The organism is Paenibacillus sp. S29, from assembly GCF_049319765.1.
Lineage (GTDB): Bacteria > Bacillota > Bacilli > Paenibacillales > Paenibacillaceae > Paenibacillus > Paenibacillus polymyxa_B.
Window position 1 is genome coordinate 381081 of the sequence record NZ_JBMOUI010000004.1, and the last position, 15043, is coordinate 396123.

Here is a 15043-nt window from a genome sequence, read left to right on the forward strand (position 1 = left end):
TAGAGTCTACATTATTCCATATAATTATTAAAACTATTCAATTATGATTAGGGTGTAAGAAACAAGGAAACAACATAATTTATATTTTTTGAAAATATTACTATTGGCGCTACAAGGGGGTTACTATGGCTATATACATCGATAAAGAGAAGCTTTTATTCCATTTACAAGGCAGCAATACGAGTTATGTCATGCAGGTTATACGAGATGGTTATTTAGCCCATCTGTATTGGGGGAAGAAAATTCAGAACTATCGGGGAAGCAATAAAATCATCTTTATGGATAGAGGATTTTCACCCAATCCCGATGGCTCGGATCGAGCCTTTTCACTGGATACTATCCCGCAAGAATATCCGTCATTTGGAAATAGTGATTTCAGGATTCCTGCGTATCAGCTTCAATTGGAGAATGGTTCTACAGTGACAGATTTTCGGTATAAAGAACATCGGGTTTACCAAGGCAAACCAAAATTGAAAGGGCTTCCTTCTAGTTATTCAGAGGATGCTGGCGAAGTAGAAACTCTGGAAATCGTCCTTGAAGACCCATTAATTAATGTAAAGGTTGTACTATCCTATAGCCTATATCAAAAGCGGGATGTCATTACCCGTTCAGTCCGTTTCGATAATGAAGGTCGGCAGCAGCTAAAACTGCTTAAAGCGTTAAGTGCTAGTGTGGATTTTCGTGATGATGAATATGAACTAATTACCTTGTACGGTGCGCATAATAATGAAAAAAATATAGCAAGGCGAAAAATTTTACCTGGAATTCAAATGGTAGACAGCTGCCGTGGAGCCAGCAGCCCTCAACAGGCACCCTTTATGGCACTTGTAAGAGAAGGAACAGATGAAGAACAGGGTGAAGTGTACGCCTTTAATCTGGTGTACAGTGGGAACTTTACGGCCCAGGCTCAGGTAGATTCCTATCGGAACACAAGAGTCACGATGGGGATTAATCCTTTTGATTTTACATGGCTGCTTGAACCTGAGGAATCGTTCCAAACGCCTGAAGTGGTCATGGTATACACCGAAAATGGCTTGGGCGGCATGTCGAGAATTTATCATGAATTATACAGGAACAGATTATGTCGTGGGCCTTTTCGTGACAAAGAGCGGCCGATCCTGATTAATAACTGGGAAGCTACTTACTTTAACTTTGATGCCGACAAGATTGAGCAGTTGGCGAAGGAAGCCCAAAGTGTAGGAGTGGAACTGTTTGTATTGGATGATGGGTGGTTTGGAAAACGGGATGATGACAATACTTCATTAGGCGATTGGGTGGTGGATCGTCGCAAACTTCCAGATGGATTGCTGGATCTTGCACACCGCATACGAAATCTGGGTATGGAGTTTGGTTTGTGGTTTGAACCTGAAATGGTATCCATAGACAGCGATTTATACAGAAAGCATCCCGATTGGTGTATCCATGTCCCTGATCGTCCGTATACGTTGGGAAGAAATCAACTGATGTTGGATTTATCGAGGAAGGAAGTGTGTGAGTACATTATTAAGTCGGTTTCCGATATTTTATCGGACGTTCCAATTACTTATGTAAAATGGGACATGAATCGTCACATGACGGATGTGGGTTCGGCAGCCTTGCCACCTGAGAGACAGAGGGAGACTGCGCATCGTTATATCTTGGGACTCTATAGTGTTATGGAAGAGCTTACATCAAGATTTCCCCATGTCTTATTCGAGAGCTGTTCTAGTGGAGGAGGCCGTTTTGATGCCGGCATGCTCTATTACATGCCTCAGACCTGGACAAGTGACAATACGGATGCCATTTGCCGACTGAAGATTCAATGGGGAACAAGTCTTGTCTATCCTCCGATTACTATGGGGGCACACGTCTCCACGGTACCCAACCATCAAGTGGGCAGAATAACTCCCTTGGAGACAAGAGGTTATGTCGCCATGGCCGGTAATTTTGGATATGAGCTGGATCTGACGACATTAACCGTTGAGGAAAAAGAAATAGTAAAAAAACAGATAGCTCTATATAAAGAAATTAGATCGCTCATTCAATTTGGGAAGTTTTACAGAATAATTAATCCGTTTGATGAAAATGAAGCCGCATGGAACTTTGTGTCGGAAGATCAAACGGAAATGGCGGCCAGCTATTTCAAGGTTTTATCCCAACCCGCAGCCGCGATTAAAACGTTAAAATTCAAAGGTTTGAATCCAGACTACGTTTATAGAAATGTAGAAACCGGTGAGCTGTTCGGCGGTGATGAATTAATGCATGTCGGCATAACGCTTGCCAGGGTAAAGCAGGACTTTTTAGGCATGTTCTGGAGATTTGTTAAAGAAGACATCTGATTCAGCTAGAGGGGGTTTTACTAGATGGAAGCAAAAGAAAAGCAGTATAAGCAAATTTCTCAAGAAATTTTAAAATATATCGGTGGTGAAGACAACATTATCGGTGTGGCCCATTGTGCCACAAGATTAAGAATTGTACTTGAGGACAATGAAAAAGCGGAATTAAAAAAGATTGAAGATATTGATCTGGTTAAAGGCGTTTTCATAGCGGGGGATCAACTACAGATCATTTTTGGAGCAGGGTTGGTCAATAATATCTATGCCGTATTTTCCAAACTGACCGGAACGGAAGATATGTCATTAAGTGATGTCAAAACGAAGTCCGCACAAAGGCAAAATCCTTTTCAAAAAGCCATTAAATCGCTGTCAGATGTCTTCATTGAGATCATGCCGGGAATTCTTGCCGCCGCATTGTTAATGGGGATAACCGGGCTATTAGGTCAGAAGGGGTTATTCGGTCCTAAATCGATTGTGGAGATGTATCCAATTTTTCAAGGGATCAATCGCTTCGTTCAAATCGTTTCTACGGGTATTTTCACCATCCTGCCGCTGCTTGTTGTTTATTCTGCAACCAAGAGATATGGCGGTCGTCCGATTCTGGGGCTTGTGCTGGGTGCAATTATGCTTCATCCGGCCCTGGCGGATGCCTTTGAGGTAGCTAAAGGGAGTCAAAACCCGGAATCGATCAGTCTTTTCGGCCTTCCCGTACAGTTGGTTGGATTTCAGGGTGGTATTATTATTGCTCTAATGATGGGATATGTGGTAGCCAAGTTGGATCAGTTTTTTAACAAAAAGGTGCCAGACATGATTAAACTATTTTTGGGTCCGTTGCTGACGGTCTTTGTTTCTTCCCTGCTATTGTTTAGCATTATCGGCCCTCTTGGGCGAGAGTTAGCTAGTCTGGTGACTGTTTCGCTGCTTTGGATGACGCAAAACCTAGGAATATTCGGTTTTATGTTTTTTGCAGGCATTCAGCAGATCATTGTTATTACAGGCTTACATCATGTTATGGGTGCGGTAGAAGCGCAGTTGTTAACCGATACAGGCAGAAATTTTATCAACCCGTTGGCATCAGTAGCTTTGATGGCTCAAGGGGGCGCCGTTTTGGGGTATATTCTTTTGAATCGCAAAGACACCAAGGTTAAAGAAATGGGTTACTCTGCATTCGGGTCTGTACTTTTTGGAATCTCGGAACCAGCGATCTTCGGGGTCACTTTAAAGTATAAGTTCCCCTTGGTTGCTGGATGCCTCGGAGGAATGATTGCGGGAGCATATGTATATTTAAGCAAGCTGACAGCCATAGGATTCGGAACCACGGCTCTTCCCGGCTTTGCAATTGCCGCGTCAGAGAACCATGGTCATATGAATTATCTGATCGCTCATCTTATTGCCCTGTTATGTGGAGCATTATTTACATTGGCTTACGGTGCTTTCAAGAGTAAGAGGTCAACAGTCTGAACCAAGAGAATATTGATAGGTTGAAAAAACTTAATCAGTTATAATCAAGCTTTTATGAAAACGGTTAAAAAAAGAGAATATTCGTGGAATAGACAAGAGAGTATAGATGAAAAAGTAAAAGAGCCGTCCTCAGTCGTTAAAAACGACCGGGGACGGCTCTGAGTCACATGAATATATTTGTATGTTCGTTAAAGTTAATTGATTCCACTATCGCTTTCAATCAGACCTTTGCCGATTACATTGGCCGAAACCGGAGGCTTGCCTAGCTCCCGAGACCATATGGACAACTGCCCAATATGGTGGATTTGGTGGGCAATGACATGCCGCATCACCTCGCCCCACGCATCAATTACAATCCTGCCGTCCGGGAGGTGATCTTCGAACCTTTTCCGTTCCAGACCATCATGCCAGGCGAGCATGAACGGCTCGACATCGAGTCGAAACTTTGCATCTAGCTCACGGACTTTGTCGAGCGTATCATAGAGAGAGAAGTCCTCTTGAAAGTCGGGTTTGCCCTGAATCGTTTGAATCCAGCTCCACTCTACATCAACGATATGAAAGAGTGTCTTTAGAATGCCGCCGACTCCGCCGACGCGTTGTTTCAGTAATTCCTCCTGCGACACCTCTTCACACCAGCGGTACCATTGTTCCCGAATCATCCAGTTGTAACGAAAAAAAGTCTGCATCCATCAACCTCCAGAGCTGTATTTGAGAATCATCTCCACCAGTTTACCATGGAATGCCAAAAGGGCTGTCTCATTCGTAGAAAATCTACTTTTGAGACAGCCCTTTATTATAGGATAGAGATGTTGTTACTGGCTTATTTCTTTGCAGCCGCGTAACGTTTGTTTACTTCATCCCAGTTGATTACATTGTAGAATGCTGCAATGTAGTCTGGGCGTTTGTTTTGATATTTCAGGTAGTAAGCATGCTCCCAAACGTCCAGTCCAAGTACCGGAGTCAGACCTTCAGACAGCGGGCTATCCTGATTTGGAGTGCTAGTGATCGCCAGTTTGCCGTCTTTGCCGACAACCAACCAAGCCCAGCCGCTACCAAAACGTGTTGTAGCTGCTTTAGTGAAGTCTTCTTTAAATTTGTCGTAGCCGCCCAGCTCGTTGCTGATTGCTTCAGCAATAGCACCTGTCGGTTGTCCGCCGCCGTTAGGACCGATAACTTCCCAGAACAGGCTGTGGTTGTGGTGTCCACCACCGTTGTTGCGAACCGCAGTACGGATGCTTTCAGGAACGCTGTCCAGATTGGAGATCAGATCCTCCAGGCTTTTGCTTTGCAGTTCAGGAGCGCTCTCCAGAGCTGCGTTTAAGTTCGTTACATATGTGTTATGGTGACGATCATGGTGAATTTCTACTGTCAGTGCATCAATGTGCGGTTCCAGTGCGTCTTTTGCGTAAGGAAGTTCTGGTAATTGAAATGCCATAGTAAAATCCCTCCTGGTTATATGGTTGGGTAAGTGTTCCTATGTAATAATACCCTCGATAGTTATATTAAACCGCATTCAGCCTATTTTATCAACATTTTTGTTTGTAAAATAGCAAACTGGGCAATACGGCCTGGTAGCTAGCATGTCCAAAAACCCGATTGGAATACACAATACATAGGTAATAAGAGGTAAATTGTGAACTTTAAAATGTAAACGTTTTATATACAGCGCTTACATGAGAAAAAGGGATGTATTCCGTCAAAAAGTATGGTTTAATGGTCAAGGAAGCAGAAATTTCGGCTTTTTTGTCGTCTGCTATAATCTGTCATGTCTATGACATGACGAACTTGAGGGCATACACCCTTTTCCTGTTCTTCATTTCATATATAGCAGATCGTATGCATTTTTATCATAATGCCTTGTGATTAACACCATGATAAGAAATTTAAGGATTTATGTAAAAATGACGGTGCTGTCTCAATTTTTTTATTATGCTTACGAAAAGGGAGATATTACTTATGCACGTTCGTTCCTTTCAATTAAGTGATGTGAACTCAGTAACGGAACTCATGCAAATTGCCTTGTCAGAGGAGTGCTACAAAGAGACGGTGAGTGCGTTTGCCCGTCAGCTTTCGTGGGATTCCGGTTTGATCATCGTTGCAGAAGAAGAGGGAGAGATCGTTGGTGCTTTGATCGGCACGATGGATCAGAATGATGGTTGTTACTATCGTATCGCTATTCACCCGGATCGTCGTCGGATGGGAATCGGCAAATCGCTTGTGGAGTCCATGGAGCAGCGTTTTCAGCAACGTAAGGTTAGCCGTATTTGGGTAGCAGGGGACAAGCATAACAGTGCGGCCATGCCTTTGTACGAAGCGATGGGCTATGGAGCGAGCCAGATTTTACAGGCTTTTCAGAAGCTGAGTATTTTGGCGCCTCATTAATCGGGAATCGAAATAAAGAGAATTGAATAACATTAAGTATAATATTTACATTTAGAGCATATCTGAGTAACCGTTGCAATCGGGTACGGGATATGCTTTTCTATTTATAACAGGGTTGAGGAGGTTTAATTATGGACGCTTTGGCTCCTTCGTCAGGCCCGCTTCCCTCGCCGGAAACGTCCAAACAAGCAGGCCGTTCTGGTTACATACGCGATTGGTTAGTCACTCTGCTGATCGCCATGGTCGTCTTGCTGCTTCTGAACCTGTTCGTATTTAACTTGTCCACGGTCAGAGGACATTCGATGCAGCCGACGCTAATGGAAAGCCAGCATTTGTTCGTTAACAAACTGGTTTATAATTTTCATGATCCGGGCAGGGGGGACATTGTGATTTTAAAAGATCCCGATTCAAAACTGTCGAGCCCAAGATTTTTAGTGAAGAGAGTCATAGGTATTCCCGGAGATGTCATCCGAGTTGAACATAATCAATTGTATGTGAACGGTGAACTACTAAATGAACCTTACACCAACTCTGACGTGGAGGATGGTGATTATGGTCCTTTTACGGTGGAGCCGGAGCACTTTTTTGTCATGGGGGATAATCGCCATATTGCAGCAAGCAAGGATAGCCGCTATTTTGGCAGCATTAAATCTCAAGATTTACTGGGACGTGCAGAATTTATATTTTGGCCGATATCTGAGTGGAAATGGCTATAGAGCAACTATAGTCTGAAATCAATGCGGAACACGTCCAAACCGATCAGGACCATGACGGAGCAGGCGGTTACCGATGAGGAAAGGAAGAGGATGATGAAAGAAGTGATGGTATATACCGACGGTGCTTGTTCGGGAAATCCGGGCCCTGGGGGCTGGGGGATCGTTTTGCTGTATGGGGAGCATCGTAAGGAGCTGTCAGGTGCCGAGAAAATGACGACAAACAACCGTATGGAGATCAAGTCCGTGATTGAAGCGCTAAAGCTGCTCAAGGAGCCTTGCCATGTGAAAGTACACAGTGACTCAGCCTATGTCGTTAATTGCTTTAAACAGGGCTGGATTAAGAATTGGCTTCGTAATGGCTGGCGCAACAGTAAAAATCAGCCAGTGGAGAACAAGGAACTATGGGAAGAACTGTGGGAACTGATGGGTAAGCATGAGGTTGAATATGTAAAGGTTAAGGGGCACAGTGACAACGAACTGAATAATCGCTGTGATTTTCTGGCGACCAGTGCTGTTAAAAATTTACGGTAGCATCTGCTGCTATTTTCTGTTGAAATTTGAGGTATGGGAATTTTGCAAATCCTCATATCTGTAATGATAAAAAGTGGAAGAGAGGTGAGTATCGGATGCAACGCGGATTGACTCAGGCGGCTGCAGGAACCGCTTCGACTTGGGCTGCGCTCAAGCAGGAAATTATTGAGGCAGCTCCAGGGCTGGGTATCGACTCCATCGGGTTCGCATCCGCCGACCCCTTTCTGTCTCTGAAAGCTATATTGGAAGAGCATCGTGCGAAAGGCTATGAATCCGGCTTTGAGGAGCCAGATATTGATAAGCGGATCTACCCGGAGCTGTATGGCTCACAGCCTGCATCTCTGATTGCTATTGCGGTGGCGTACCCTTCTAAAATGAAGGACCCGCCGAAGTCGGACAAGGGGAAGTACCGTGGTATTTTGGCGCGTTCAGCCTGGGGGAAAGATTATCATCTGGTACTACGCGAAGCGATGGAAAAGCTTGAGGCTTTTATAAGTGAGCGGGTGCCTGATGCCATATTGAAAAACATGGTGGATACCGGAGAACTGTCGGATCGAGCCGTTGCGGAACGCGCAGGGATTGGTTTTAGCGGCAAAAATACGATGATGATTTCACCGACGCTGGGATCATGGATTTATCTAGGTGAGCTGTTGACGAACATTCCTTTCCAGCCAGATGAACCGGTAACGGATGGTTGCGGCGAGTGTACCAAATGTTTGGATGCCTGTCCTACGGGCGCGCTTGTGGGTCCTGGGCAGCTGAATGCCCAGCGGTGTGTGTCCTTTTTGACGCAAACGAAGGGCTTTCTGGATGAGGAGTTTATGCGGAAGATAGGGAATCGGCTGTACGGATGTGATACCTGCCAAATGGTATGCCCCAAAAATCGGGGTCTCAACTGGGATCACCATCCCGAGCTTACACCCGATCCTGAAATTGTGAAGCCGTTGCTGCTGCCGTTATTGGATTTGAGCAACCGTGAATTTAAAGACCGATTCGGTCAAAGTGCGGCGGCTTGGCGGGGGAAGAAGCCCATTCAACGCAATGCGGTCATTGGACTGGGCAATTTCAAGGATATCAGTGCGGTGCCCAAATTAACGGAGGTTTTATTGGATGATCCACGTCCCGAGCTGCGAGGCACGGCGGCGTGGGCTTTGAGTCGAATAGGAGGGGAAAACGCTATGACAGCGATCAAGCAAGCATCAGAGAAGGAACAACATGAGCAAGTACGCGAAATGATCGCGCAAGCGCATTCCAAACTAGAGGAACAAGAGCAGACAGAACAGCAAAAGGCGTCTGAATCATCAAAATCAGAAGTAACGGCCGAGGACTCGCAGGGTCCAACTACGATTTATTATGATGAAATGGAGACACCTGTGGGCACGTTGACGCTGTGCGCTACAGATCGGGGGCTGTGCCGAATAGACTATGGCGTTTTTCATGCGAGGGAAGCACTGCTTCAGCAATGGGCCCGAACATGGATTGGGGAATATGTCTATGTGCAAGAGCCGGAAAAACTGCGCGAAGCCGCAGATCAACTGCGTGAATATTTTGCGGGAGAACGACGGGAATTTAGTATAGCCTATGATTTGAGAGGGACTCCTTTTCAAGAACAGGTATGGCGTGCACTGCAAAATATTCCGTACGGGCAAAGTGTGTCCTACAAAGATATTGCGGAATCGATCGGCCGAGCCAAGGCGGTACGTGCTGTTGGGGAAGCAAATAATAAAAATCCGTTACCCATCCTGTTTCCATGTCATCGGGTATCGGGTGAAAACGGAAGTTTGGTCGGTTATGCTGGAGGCTTGCCAGTCAAGACGAAGCTGCTGGATTTGGAGAAACAATAAGGACATATGTTTGCAAAAAGTGATTTGCTAGCTGTCCCATGTTTTGCTATGATAGGTTCGTGCAATTCAAGATGTTTCATATAAATATACAGAGGTGACGACTTCGTGGTGTGGAATATTGTCATTCCGATTATTACCCTGATTGCTGGTTTGGTTGGGGGATTTTTCATCGGTGCTTATTATCTTCGTAAACAGCTTGAAAAGATGCAAAACGACCCTGAAACGCTGCAAAAAATGGCCAAACAGATGGGTTACAACCTGAATGGGAAACAAATGCAAAAAGCCCAGCAGATGATGAAGAACCAACAGTTCTCCAAAAATCAGCCTGGTCCGCGTAAAAATCAGGGCCGTCGGAAATAATGAGCAACGTGAGCACGGATGCCGCATGAGGTTGCTGCATAGAGGAGGATTACTGTGGCTGGCGTAAAAGATTATATTAACCGCAAAGCTGCGGATAACCGGGATAAAATCGAGTACCATGTGGAGCAGATTTTAGAACTGATCGGTGAGGACCCCAAGCGTGAAGGGTTATTGGAAACACCGGCACGCGTTGCGCGCATGTATGAGGAAATATTTGCGGGTTATGAGGTTGATCCCCGGGATGCGCTGGGTGTGACATTTGACGAGAATCACGAGGAGCTTGTCATCGTGAAGGACATCGTTTATTACAGCCAGTGTGAGCACCATATGGCTCCTTTCTTCGGAAAAGTGCATATCGGCTATGTACCCAGCGGCAAAATTGTAGGACTGAGCAAGCTTGCACGTCTGGTAGAGGCAGTGACCCGCCGATTGCAGGTACAGGAGCGTATTACATCACAGATCGCTGATATTTTAAATGAAGCGGTCTCCGCTCACGGGGTTATGGTGGTCGTGGAAGGCGAGCACCTGTGCATGTGTGCAAGAGGTGTCAAAAAGCCTGGTAGCAAAACGGTAACGTCTGCGGTACGTGGTACGTTTCGTGATGATGCAGCACAGCGCGCAGAATTTCTGTCGCTGCTCAAGGATTGATCGAACATCGCAAGACGTTTATGTGATGAACAAAAAAGGGTGGTTTACGCATAGGCGTAGCCACCTTTTTTTGTTAACATCAGAAATAGAGACGACGGGATAGCCGCCTTAAAATTACGATTAGCCTGGATAACAGTTATTTTTATAGATAGGGGATAACGTATGGAGAATATACATAGATCAACAGAAAAAACAACAGCTTTGCCTGAGTTACAGTGGTTTGAAGCGCCACTCGCGGCCACTCAGGAGGACGTTTTGTCTCCGCTGGCTTGGGAGGAGCTGGCCTGTCGGCAAGTAGGGAAAGGAGCTGCACCCATTTTGCATCTTTGGCGGCATCCGTCAGCGCTTGTGATCGGTCACCGGGACCGCAGGCTTCCCTACGCCCCACAGGCGATGGAGCGAGTGCGCAGCGCGGGAACCTCGGTATGCGTACGCCCCTCGGGTGGAGCAGCCGTCATGCTGGACAGGGGGGTGCTGAACCTGTCCTTGATCCTGCCGAATCCACAGCGGGCCATCAGCCTGCATGAGGATTTTCGGCTCATGGCAGCGCTAATTGCCGATGCGCTGGTTCCGTGGTCTGACGAGGCGCAGACCGGAGAAATCCCCGGGTCCTTCTGTCCCGGGGATTACGATGTCAGCGTCCGAGGCCGCAAATTTTGCGGCATTGCACAGCGGCGCCAAGCCAAGGCGTATATCATCACAGCTTTCGTGATGATTGAGGGCAGTGGTGTAGAGCGTGCACAGGCGGTACAGGAGTTCTACACAGAGGCAGCCGGGGACACGTCGGCAGGCGTGCAGCAGCAGGATTACCCCCGGGTGAATCCAGCAACAATGGGTAGCCTGGCAGAGCTGGCTGGAGTGCCGTCTGTTGAGGCGTACACGGCATCTCTGCGCCGTATCGTTGAGAGCCGGACAGCCGTTTTACCTGCCGCTGGCTGGCTGGTACAACCGGAAGAATTGACCGAACAAATGGCAGCGCTCAGAGAGCGATACGATTTGCAGGTGTAGTTTTTCTTTAGTTTAGAAGCTTAGAAGGGTTGCCATCTCAGTTTGGAGGCTTGGGTATAGCGCTCTGCAACCTCTGGCCAGTTAACGACATGCCACCAATCTTCAATGTATTTTTTGCGTTCGGCCTGATGCTTTAAGTAATATGCATGTTCCCATACATCTAACGCCAGCAGCGGAATGGACTCCCATTGAGTCAGATTCTGGTGCTTTTCGGCCTGCAAAATTTCAAGTCGTCCCGCGCGTGGACTCCATACCAGGATAGCCCAGCCGCCACCCTCGACCTTTTCGGCTGCTGAACTGAATTGCTTTTTGAATGCATCGTAGCTGCCAAAATCCTTTTTAATCTGTTCAGCCAGCGGTCCGCTTGGGTTTCCACCGCCTTGAGGACTCATGATCGTCCAAAAAAGAGTATGCAGATAATGGCCTGCGCCGTTGAATGCCAGTTCCCGTTCCCAATGTTTTACGAGGTCAAAATCACCTGTTTTTCGGGCTTCTTCCAGTTTCTTTTCCGCTTTATTCAGGTCATTCACATAGCTCAAATGATGCTTGTCATGGTGAATACGCATCGTTTTCTCATCAATATACGGTTCAAGCGCATTATAGGGGTAAGGGAGCGGCGGTAGCCGATGTCCCCCAATAGGAACCGACCGGCCGATTGTGGTTTTTTCCGTTGCCGAAGGTTGCGCCTGGCTGGACTTGACGCCTTTAGTCGTCCATGCGCCTTCTCCCCTTATGCCTGCCTGCCGTTCTCGAAACGCTTCCTCTGGGTAATTCTCACCCTCTGTAGCTACATGATACAACCTAGCAGCCCTTGCGATGGAACCAGGTTCCTGAAAGGGGGTTGTCGAGATCAGGAAATATTGGCTTTCATGTGCCGCGTGTAATACAACTCCGGCGGATTTTGGTTGCTGACGCAATGCATGACTGTGCTCGCTTAGCAGCCCGAGCTGCCGTACATACTCCTGTGACTGACGGTTTGCGGTTTGCAGCAAATCGTCCAGTCGACGATTTAATTCTTGTGAGTCAAGCTGAGAGTTTGAGGCTGACTCTGACAACGGCATCTTTACAGATGATGATGCGTCTAATTCCCTTGACTGTTTTGAATGTTCAGTGAATTCGTGTGTATGTGCTTGTGGAGCAGCTGACAGCTGTTTCCATTCCTGATGCCACGCCTGATCTGCCGGATCGAGTGCGCTCCGTTGCTCTTCAAGCAACTCTATGGCGGTGCGTTCCGTCTGTTCGAATACAGTCCGCCAATCATCCAGCAGCCGTACATAAGTAGGCTCCAGTCCCTCGGTAGCGGATTTAATCACTTCCACATGCCAACTTTCCTGCTGCTTCCAATGCCGAATTTCCTCCAGCACACGTAAGGGCAGGAAAGACCCATAAGTACTCAGCATCGTTTTTTTACCTCCCGTATCCCACTATGGCTATCCGGCCGATCTGGTAGATCTGCCCTGGATGCATACGTACCCAGTATATTCGCTGTCCCATCAGGAATATGTCTACGAACTCCCTTAATCCGGTCACATCTGTTAGGTAAAACAATGAATACCCATGGGACACGAAAAAGAAGCCCAGCTACGGCACGGGTTAAGTGTCCATAGACAGGCTTCTTCAAGGGGAAGAATAGAATACAGTTCTTCGAAAAATAATTTTTTACTTCGTAGTCGTTTGTTTGTGGGCATCAGCGACGATTTTCTTATCCTCCAGCTCCTGTACACTGCTTAGAAACGTCGATACCCGTCGCAAATATTCACGAGGGTGCTCTCTGAAAATAAGCTCATGTATTCCGTTTTTGACAATCCATACACTGGAAAGCGGGTTAGTCTGATTGGCAGCGAGCTTTTCCGCAATAGGATAAGGAGCTTTTTCATCCTGTGTACCATGCACAAACATGATTGGGAACGGATAGTTTTCCTTTTTAACCTCCTGATATGGAATCTGATGTAAGCTGGTGCCGTTCAAGACTGGAAACAGCAACTCCAGAATTTCCAAAGACGGATGTCTTGGCAGATTAATTTGATTGTGAATGTTATGGTACAGCGTATCCGGTTCCAGCAGGAAGGTGCTGTCCAAAATCATTGCGTCCACATCTTTGGTTTGCAAGCCCGCCTGAAGAGCGGTGCCTGCTCCCATGGAGAAGCCCCATACGATAATCTCCGATGAGCCGCGTTGCTTCGCAAGCTGAATTGCTCCGAGGAGCTGTTGGGATTCTGCTTTGCCTCCGGTTGCGACTGCTTTGCTGTTTTGTGACGCAAATCCATAATCGAACATGACCACATTAAAGTTCAAACTGTGGGCATAATGCGCCAGATCATACATGGGAATCCAGCTTTCTTCGCGGTTAGCCCCATAACCATGGCTGAAAATAATCGTTTTCCGCGATTGATCCGCCGGGATATACCAGCCTTGTACCATGCGGCTACCATCCTTGGCAGGGAAGCTAACTTCCTCATAAGGCATGCTTTTGGCCTGCATCGGATTAGAGTACAGTGGTGCAACGGTGGGATTCGTAAGTACCCATGCGATGTAAGCATGCAAGGCAATAAAACAAAACAACAGAAAAAAGACGACCGACAGCAGCAGAGCAATCACAACGTGCTTGAACCGCAGCAGGCGGGGATTAAAGAGTGGGGTGGACGGCTCCTGAACAGCGGTCTGTAGCTGAGCGTTGCGCTGGGATGTCGAAATCATGTAAGAGCCTCCTTATATAAAATTGATCTTCGTTTCATAGAATATAGGTATAATTCCACTTGAAAATAGTAGTGTAGATCCGTATAGATACCTATTATCGTATGATGGGGATTATCCAAAGTCAACGCCTGAACCGGAAAAGTAAAAATGATGCAAAGAATTGTCGATGTTTGTTCTCGTTCTGTAATATGGTTGTCACAAAAACATCGGTTTACAGTAGCCGCGACTATTCTATATAATTTATGTAACCATGTTTCATAGTGTGAAACGAATATGGATACAAGAGGAGCGGTTCACGATGGAAGACCGTAAATTAACCGTTCGCGCTGTAGAGCGTGCACTTGATATACTGCTGTGTTTTACCGCAAATTCGGATCTTGGCCTGACGGAGATTGCCTCCAAAATTGGTCTACATAAAAGCACGGTTCATCGGCTGCTGACTACGTTGGAGGATCGGGGCTTTGTCGTTCGGAATGCCGAAACGGAAAAATATCGACTGGGCTTCCGCATTTGGGAGCTATCCACGCATTTGTCCCAAAGTGACGAGCCGGCGGTGCTGTTACAACCTGCAATGGAAGGACTACGTGACCGTCTGGGGGAGACGGTCAGCTTGTACTTACGGGACGGCAGCATGCGTATTCGCATACAAGCCGTGCAGAGCAATCAGGCGATCCGCAGGGTCGCGCCTGTAGGTGCGCGTATGCCGCTGGCTGTAGGGGCCTCCAGCAAGGTGCTGGCGGCCTTTATGCCGCCGCAGGAGCTGGAAGCCCTGCTAAGCGGGGATGAATGGCCGCCCTCAGTAGACCCGGAGGTCTATAAAGCCCAGCTGCAGGACATTCGCGAGAAGGGCTATGCGACCAGCTATGAAGAACGGGAGCCAGGGGCTGCTGCTGTGGCAGCGCCAATTGTGAACCGGAAGGGACAGGTCACTGCGGCTTTATCTGTATCCGGCCCGGTCAGCCGACTTGCACCCGAGACGCTACATGACTTTGCTCCGATTTTGATCGAAGCGGCGAAGGAAATGGGGCTTATGCTCCCGTAACAAGAATGAACACAGTTGAAGCAAGCAGAGTGATTTGAT

General features: G+C 47.0%; 14 protein-coding genes. 10 read left to right on the top strand and 4 right to left on the bottom strand.

Annotation, left to right across the window (positions count from 1 at the left end):
• Positions 1-125 precede the first annotated feature (125 nt).
• Entirely contained in the window at positions 126-2318 is a 2193-nt protein-coding gene (locus ACL9RM_RS09495; protein WP_414126249.1) for an alpha-galactosidase, read from the top strand.
• Between the two features lie 24 nt (positions 2319-2342).
• On the top strand, positions 2343-3776 hold the full coding sequence (locus ACL9RM_RS09500; protein WP_414126248.1) for a PTS transporter subunit EIIC: 1434 nt from the start codon (positions 2343-2345) through the stop codon (positions 3774-3776).
• A 194-nt stretch (positions 3777-3970) separates the two neighbouring features.
• On the opposite strand, the gene ACL9RM_RS09505 is transcribed toward ACL9RM_RS09500, so the two are convergent.
• Together ACL9RM_RS09505 and ACL9RM_RS09510 are read right to left on the bottom strand one after the other, a co-directional pair.
• Positions 3971-4462 carry a DinB family protein gene (locus ACL9RM_RS09505; protein WP_414126247.1) on the bottom strand — a complete coding sequence of 164 codons (492 nt, stop codon included), beginning with the start codon at positions 4460-4462 and terminating at the stop codon, positions 3971-3973.
• Between the two features lie 134 nt (positions 4463-4596).
• Positions 4597-5211, bottom strand: coding sequence for a superoxide dismutase (locus tag ACL9RM_RS09510; RefSeq protein WP_023986992.1), 615 nt, complete (start codon positions 5209-5211; stop codon positions 4597-4599).
• A gap of 521 nt (positions 5212-5732) precedes the next feature.
• On the opposite strand from ACL9RM_RS09510, the gene ACL9RM_RS09515 reads away from it, so the two are divergent.
• From ACL9RM_RS09515 to ACL9RM_RS09545, 7 genes are all read left to right on the top strand, one after another.
• Positions 5733-6158: a GNAT family N-acetyltransferase gene (locus tag ACL9RM_RS09515; RefSeq protein WP_069291098.1), complete on the top strand. Its 426-nt coding sequence runs from the start codon at positions 5733-5735 to the stop codon at positions 6156-6158.
• Positions 6159-6289: 131 nt separating this feature from the next.
• On the top strand, positions 6290-6874 hold the full coding sequence (lepB, locus tag ACL9RM_RS09520; protein WP_235307236.1) for a signal peptidase I: 585 nt from the start codon (positions 6290-6292) through the stop codon (positions 6872-6874).
• A gap of 93 nt (positions 6875-6967) precedes the next feature.
• A complete protein-coding gene (rnhA, locus tag ACL9RM_RS09525; protein ID WP_023986996.1) occupies positions 6968-7405 on the top strand; it encodes a ribonuclease HI in 438 nt (145 codons plus the stop codon).
• Positions 7406-7500: 95 nt separating this feature from the next.
• Positions 7501-9249, top strand: coding sequence for a tRNA epoxyqueuosine(34) reductase QueG (gene queG / locus ACL9RM_RS09530; protein ID WP_414126246.1), 1749 nt, complete (start codon positions 7501-7503; stop codon positions 9247-9249).
• A 105-nt stretch (positions 9250-9354) separates the two neighbouring features.
• Positions 9355-9609 (top strand): YneF family protein, encoded by a 255-nt coding sequence (locus tag ACL9RM_RS09535; protein WP_013308742.1) that lies wholly within the window; start codon positions 9355-9357, stop codon positions 9607-9609.
• A 54-nt stretch (positions 9610-9663) separates the two neighbouring features.
• Positions 9664-10257 (top strand): GTP cyclohydrolase I FolE, encoded by a 594-nt coding sequence (gene folE, locus ACL9RM_RS09540; protein WP_250267441.1) that lies wholly within the window; start codon positions 9664-9666, stop codon positions 10255-10257.
• Positions 10258-10419: 162 nt separating this feature from the next.
• Positions 10420-11265 (top strand): lipoate--protein ligase family protein, encoded by an 846-nt coding sequence (locus ACL9RM_RS09545; protein WP_250267442.1) that lies wholly within the window; start codon positions 10420-10422, stop codon positions 11263-11265.
• 20 nt (positions 11266-11285) lie between these two features.
• Here ACL9RM_RS09545 and ACL9RM_RS09550 read toward each other — a convergent pair whose 3' ends face one another.
• Together ACL9RM_RS09550 and ACL9RM_RS09555 are read right to left on the bottom strand one after the other, a co-directional pair.
• A complete protein-coding gene (locus ACL9RM_RS09550; protein ID WP_250267443.1) occupies positions 11286-12665 on the bottom strand; it encodes a Fe-Mn family superoxide dismutase in 1380 nt (459 codons plus the stop codon).
• A 259-nt stretch (positions 12666-12924) separates the two neighbouring features.
• Positions 12925-13962, bottom strand: coding sequence for an alpha/beta hydrolase (locus tag ACL9RM_RS09555; protein WP_165178997.1), 1038 nt, complete (start codon positions 13960-13962; stop codon positions 12925-12927).
• A 298-nt stretch (positions 13963-14260) separates the two neighbouring features.
• Here ACL9RM_RS09555 and ACL9RM_RS09560 point away from each other — a divergent pair, with 298 nt between their 5' ends.
• Positions 14261-15004 carry an IclR family transcriptional regulator gene (locus ACL9RM_RS09560; RefSeq protein ID WP_061831535.1) on the top strand — a complete coding sequence of 248 codons (744 nt, stop codon included), beginning with the start codon at positions 14261-14263 and terminating at the stop codon, positions 15002-15004.
• Positions 15005-15043 lie beyond the last annotated feature (39 nt).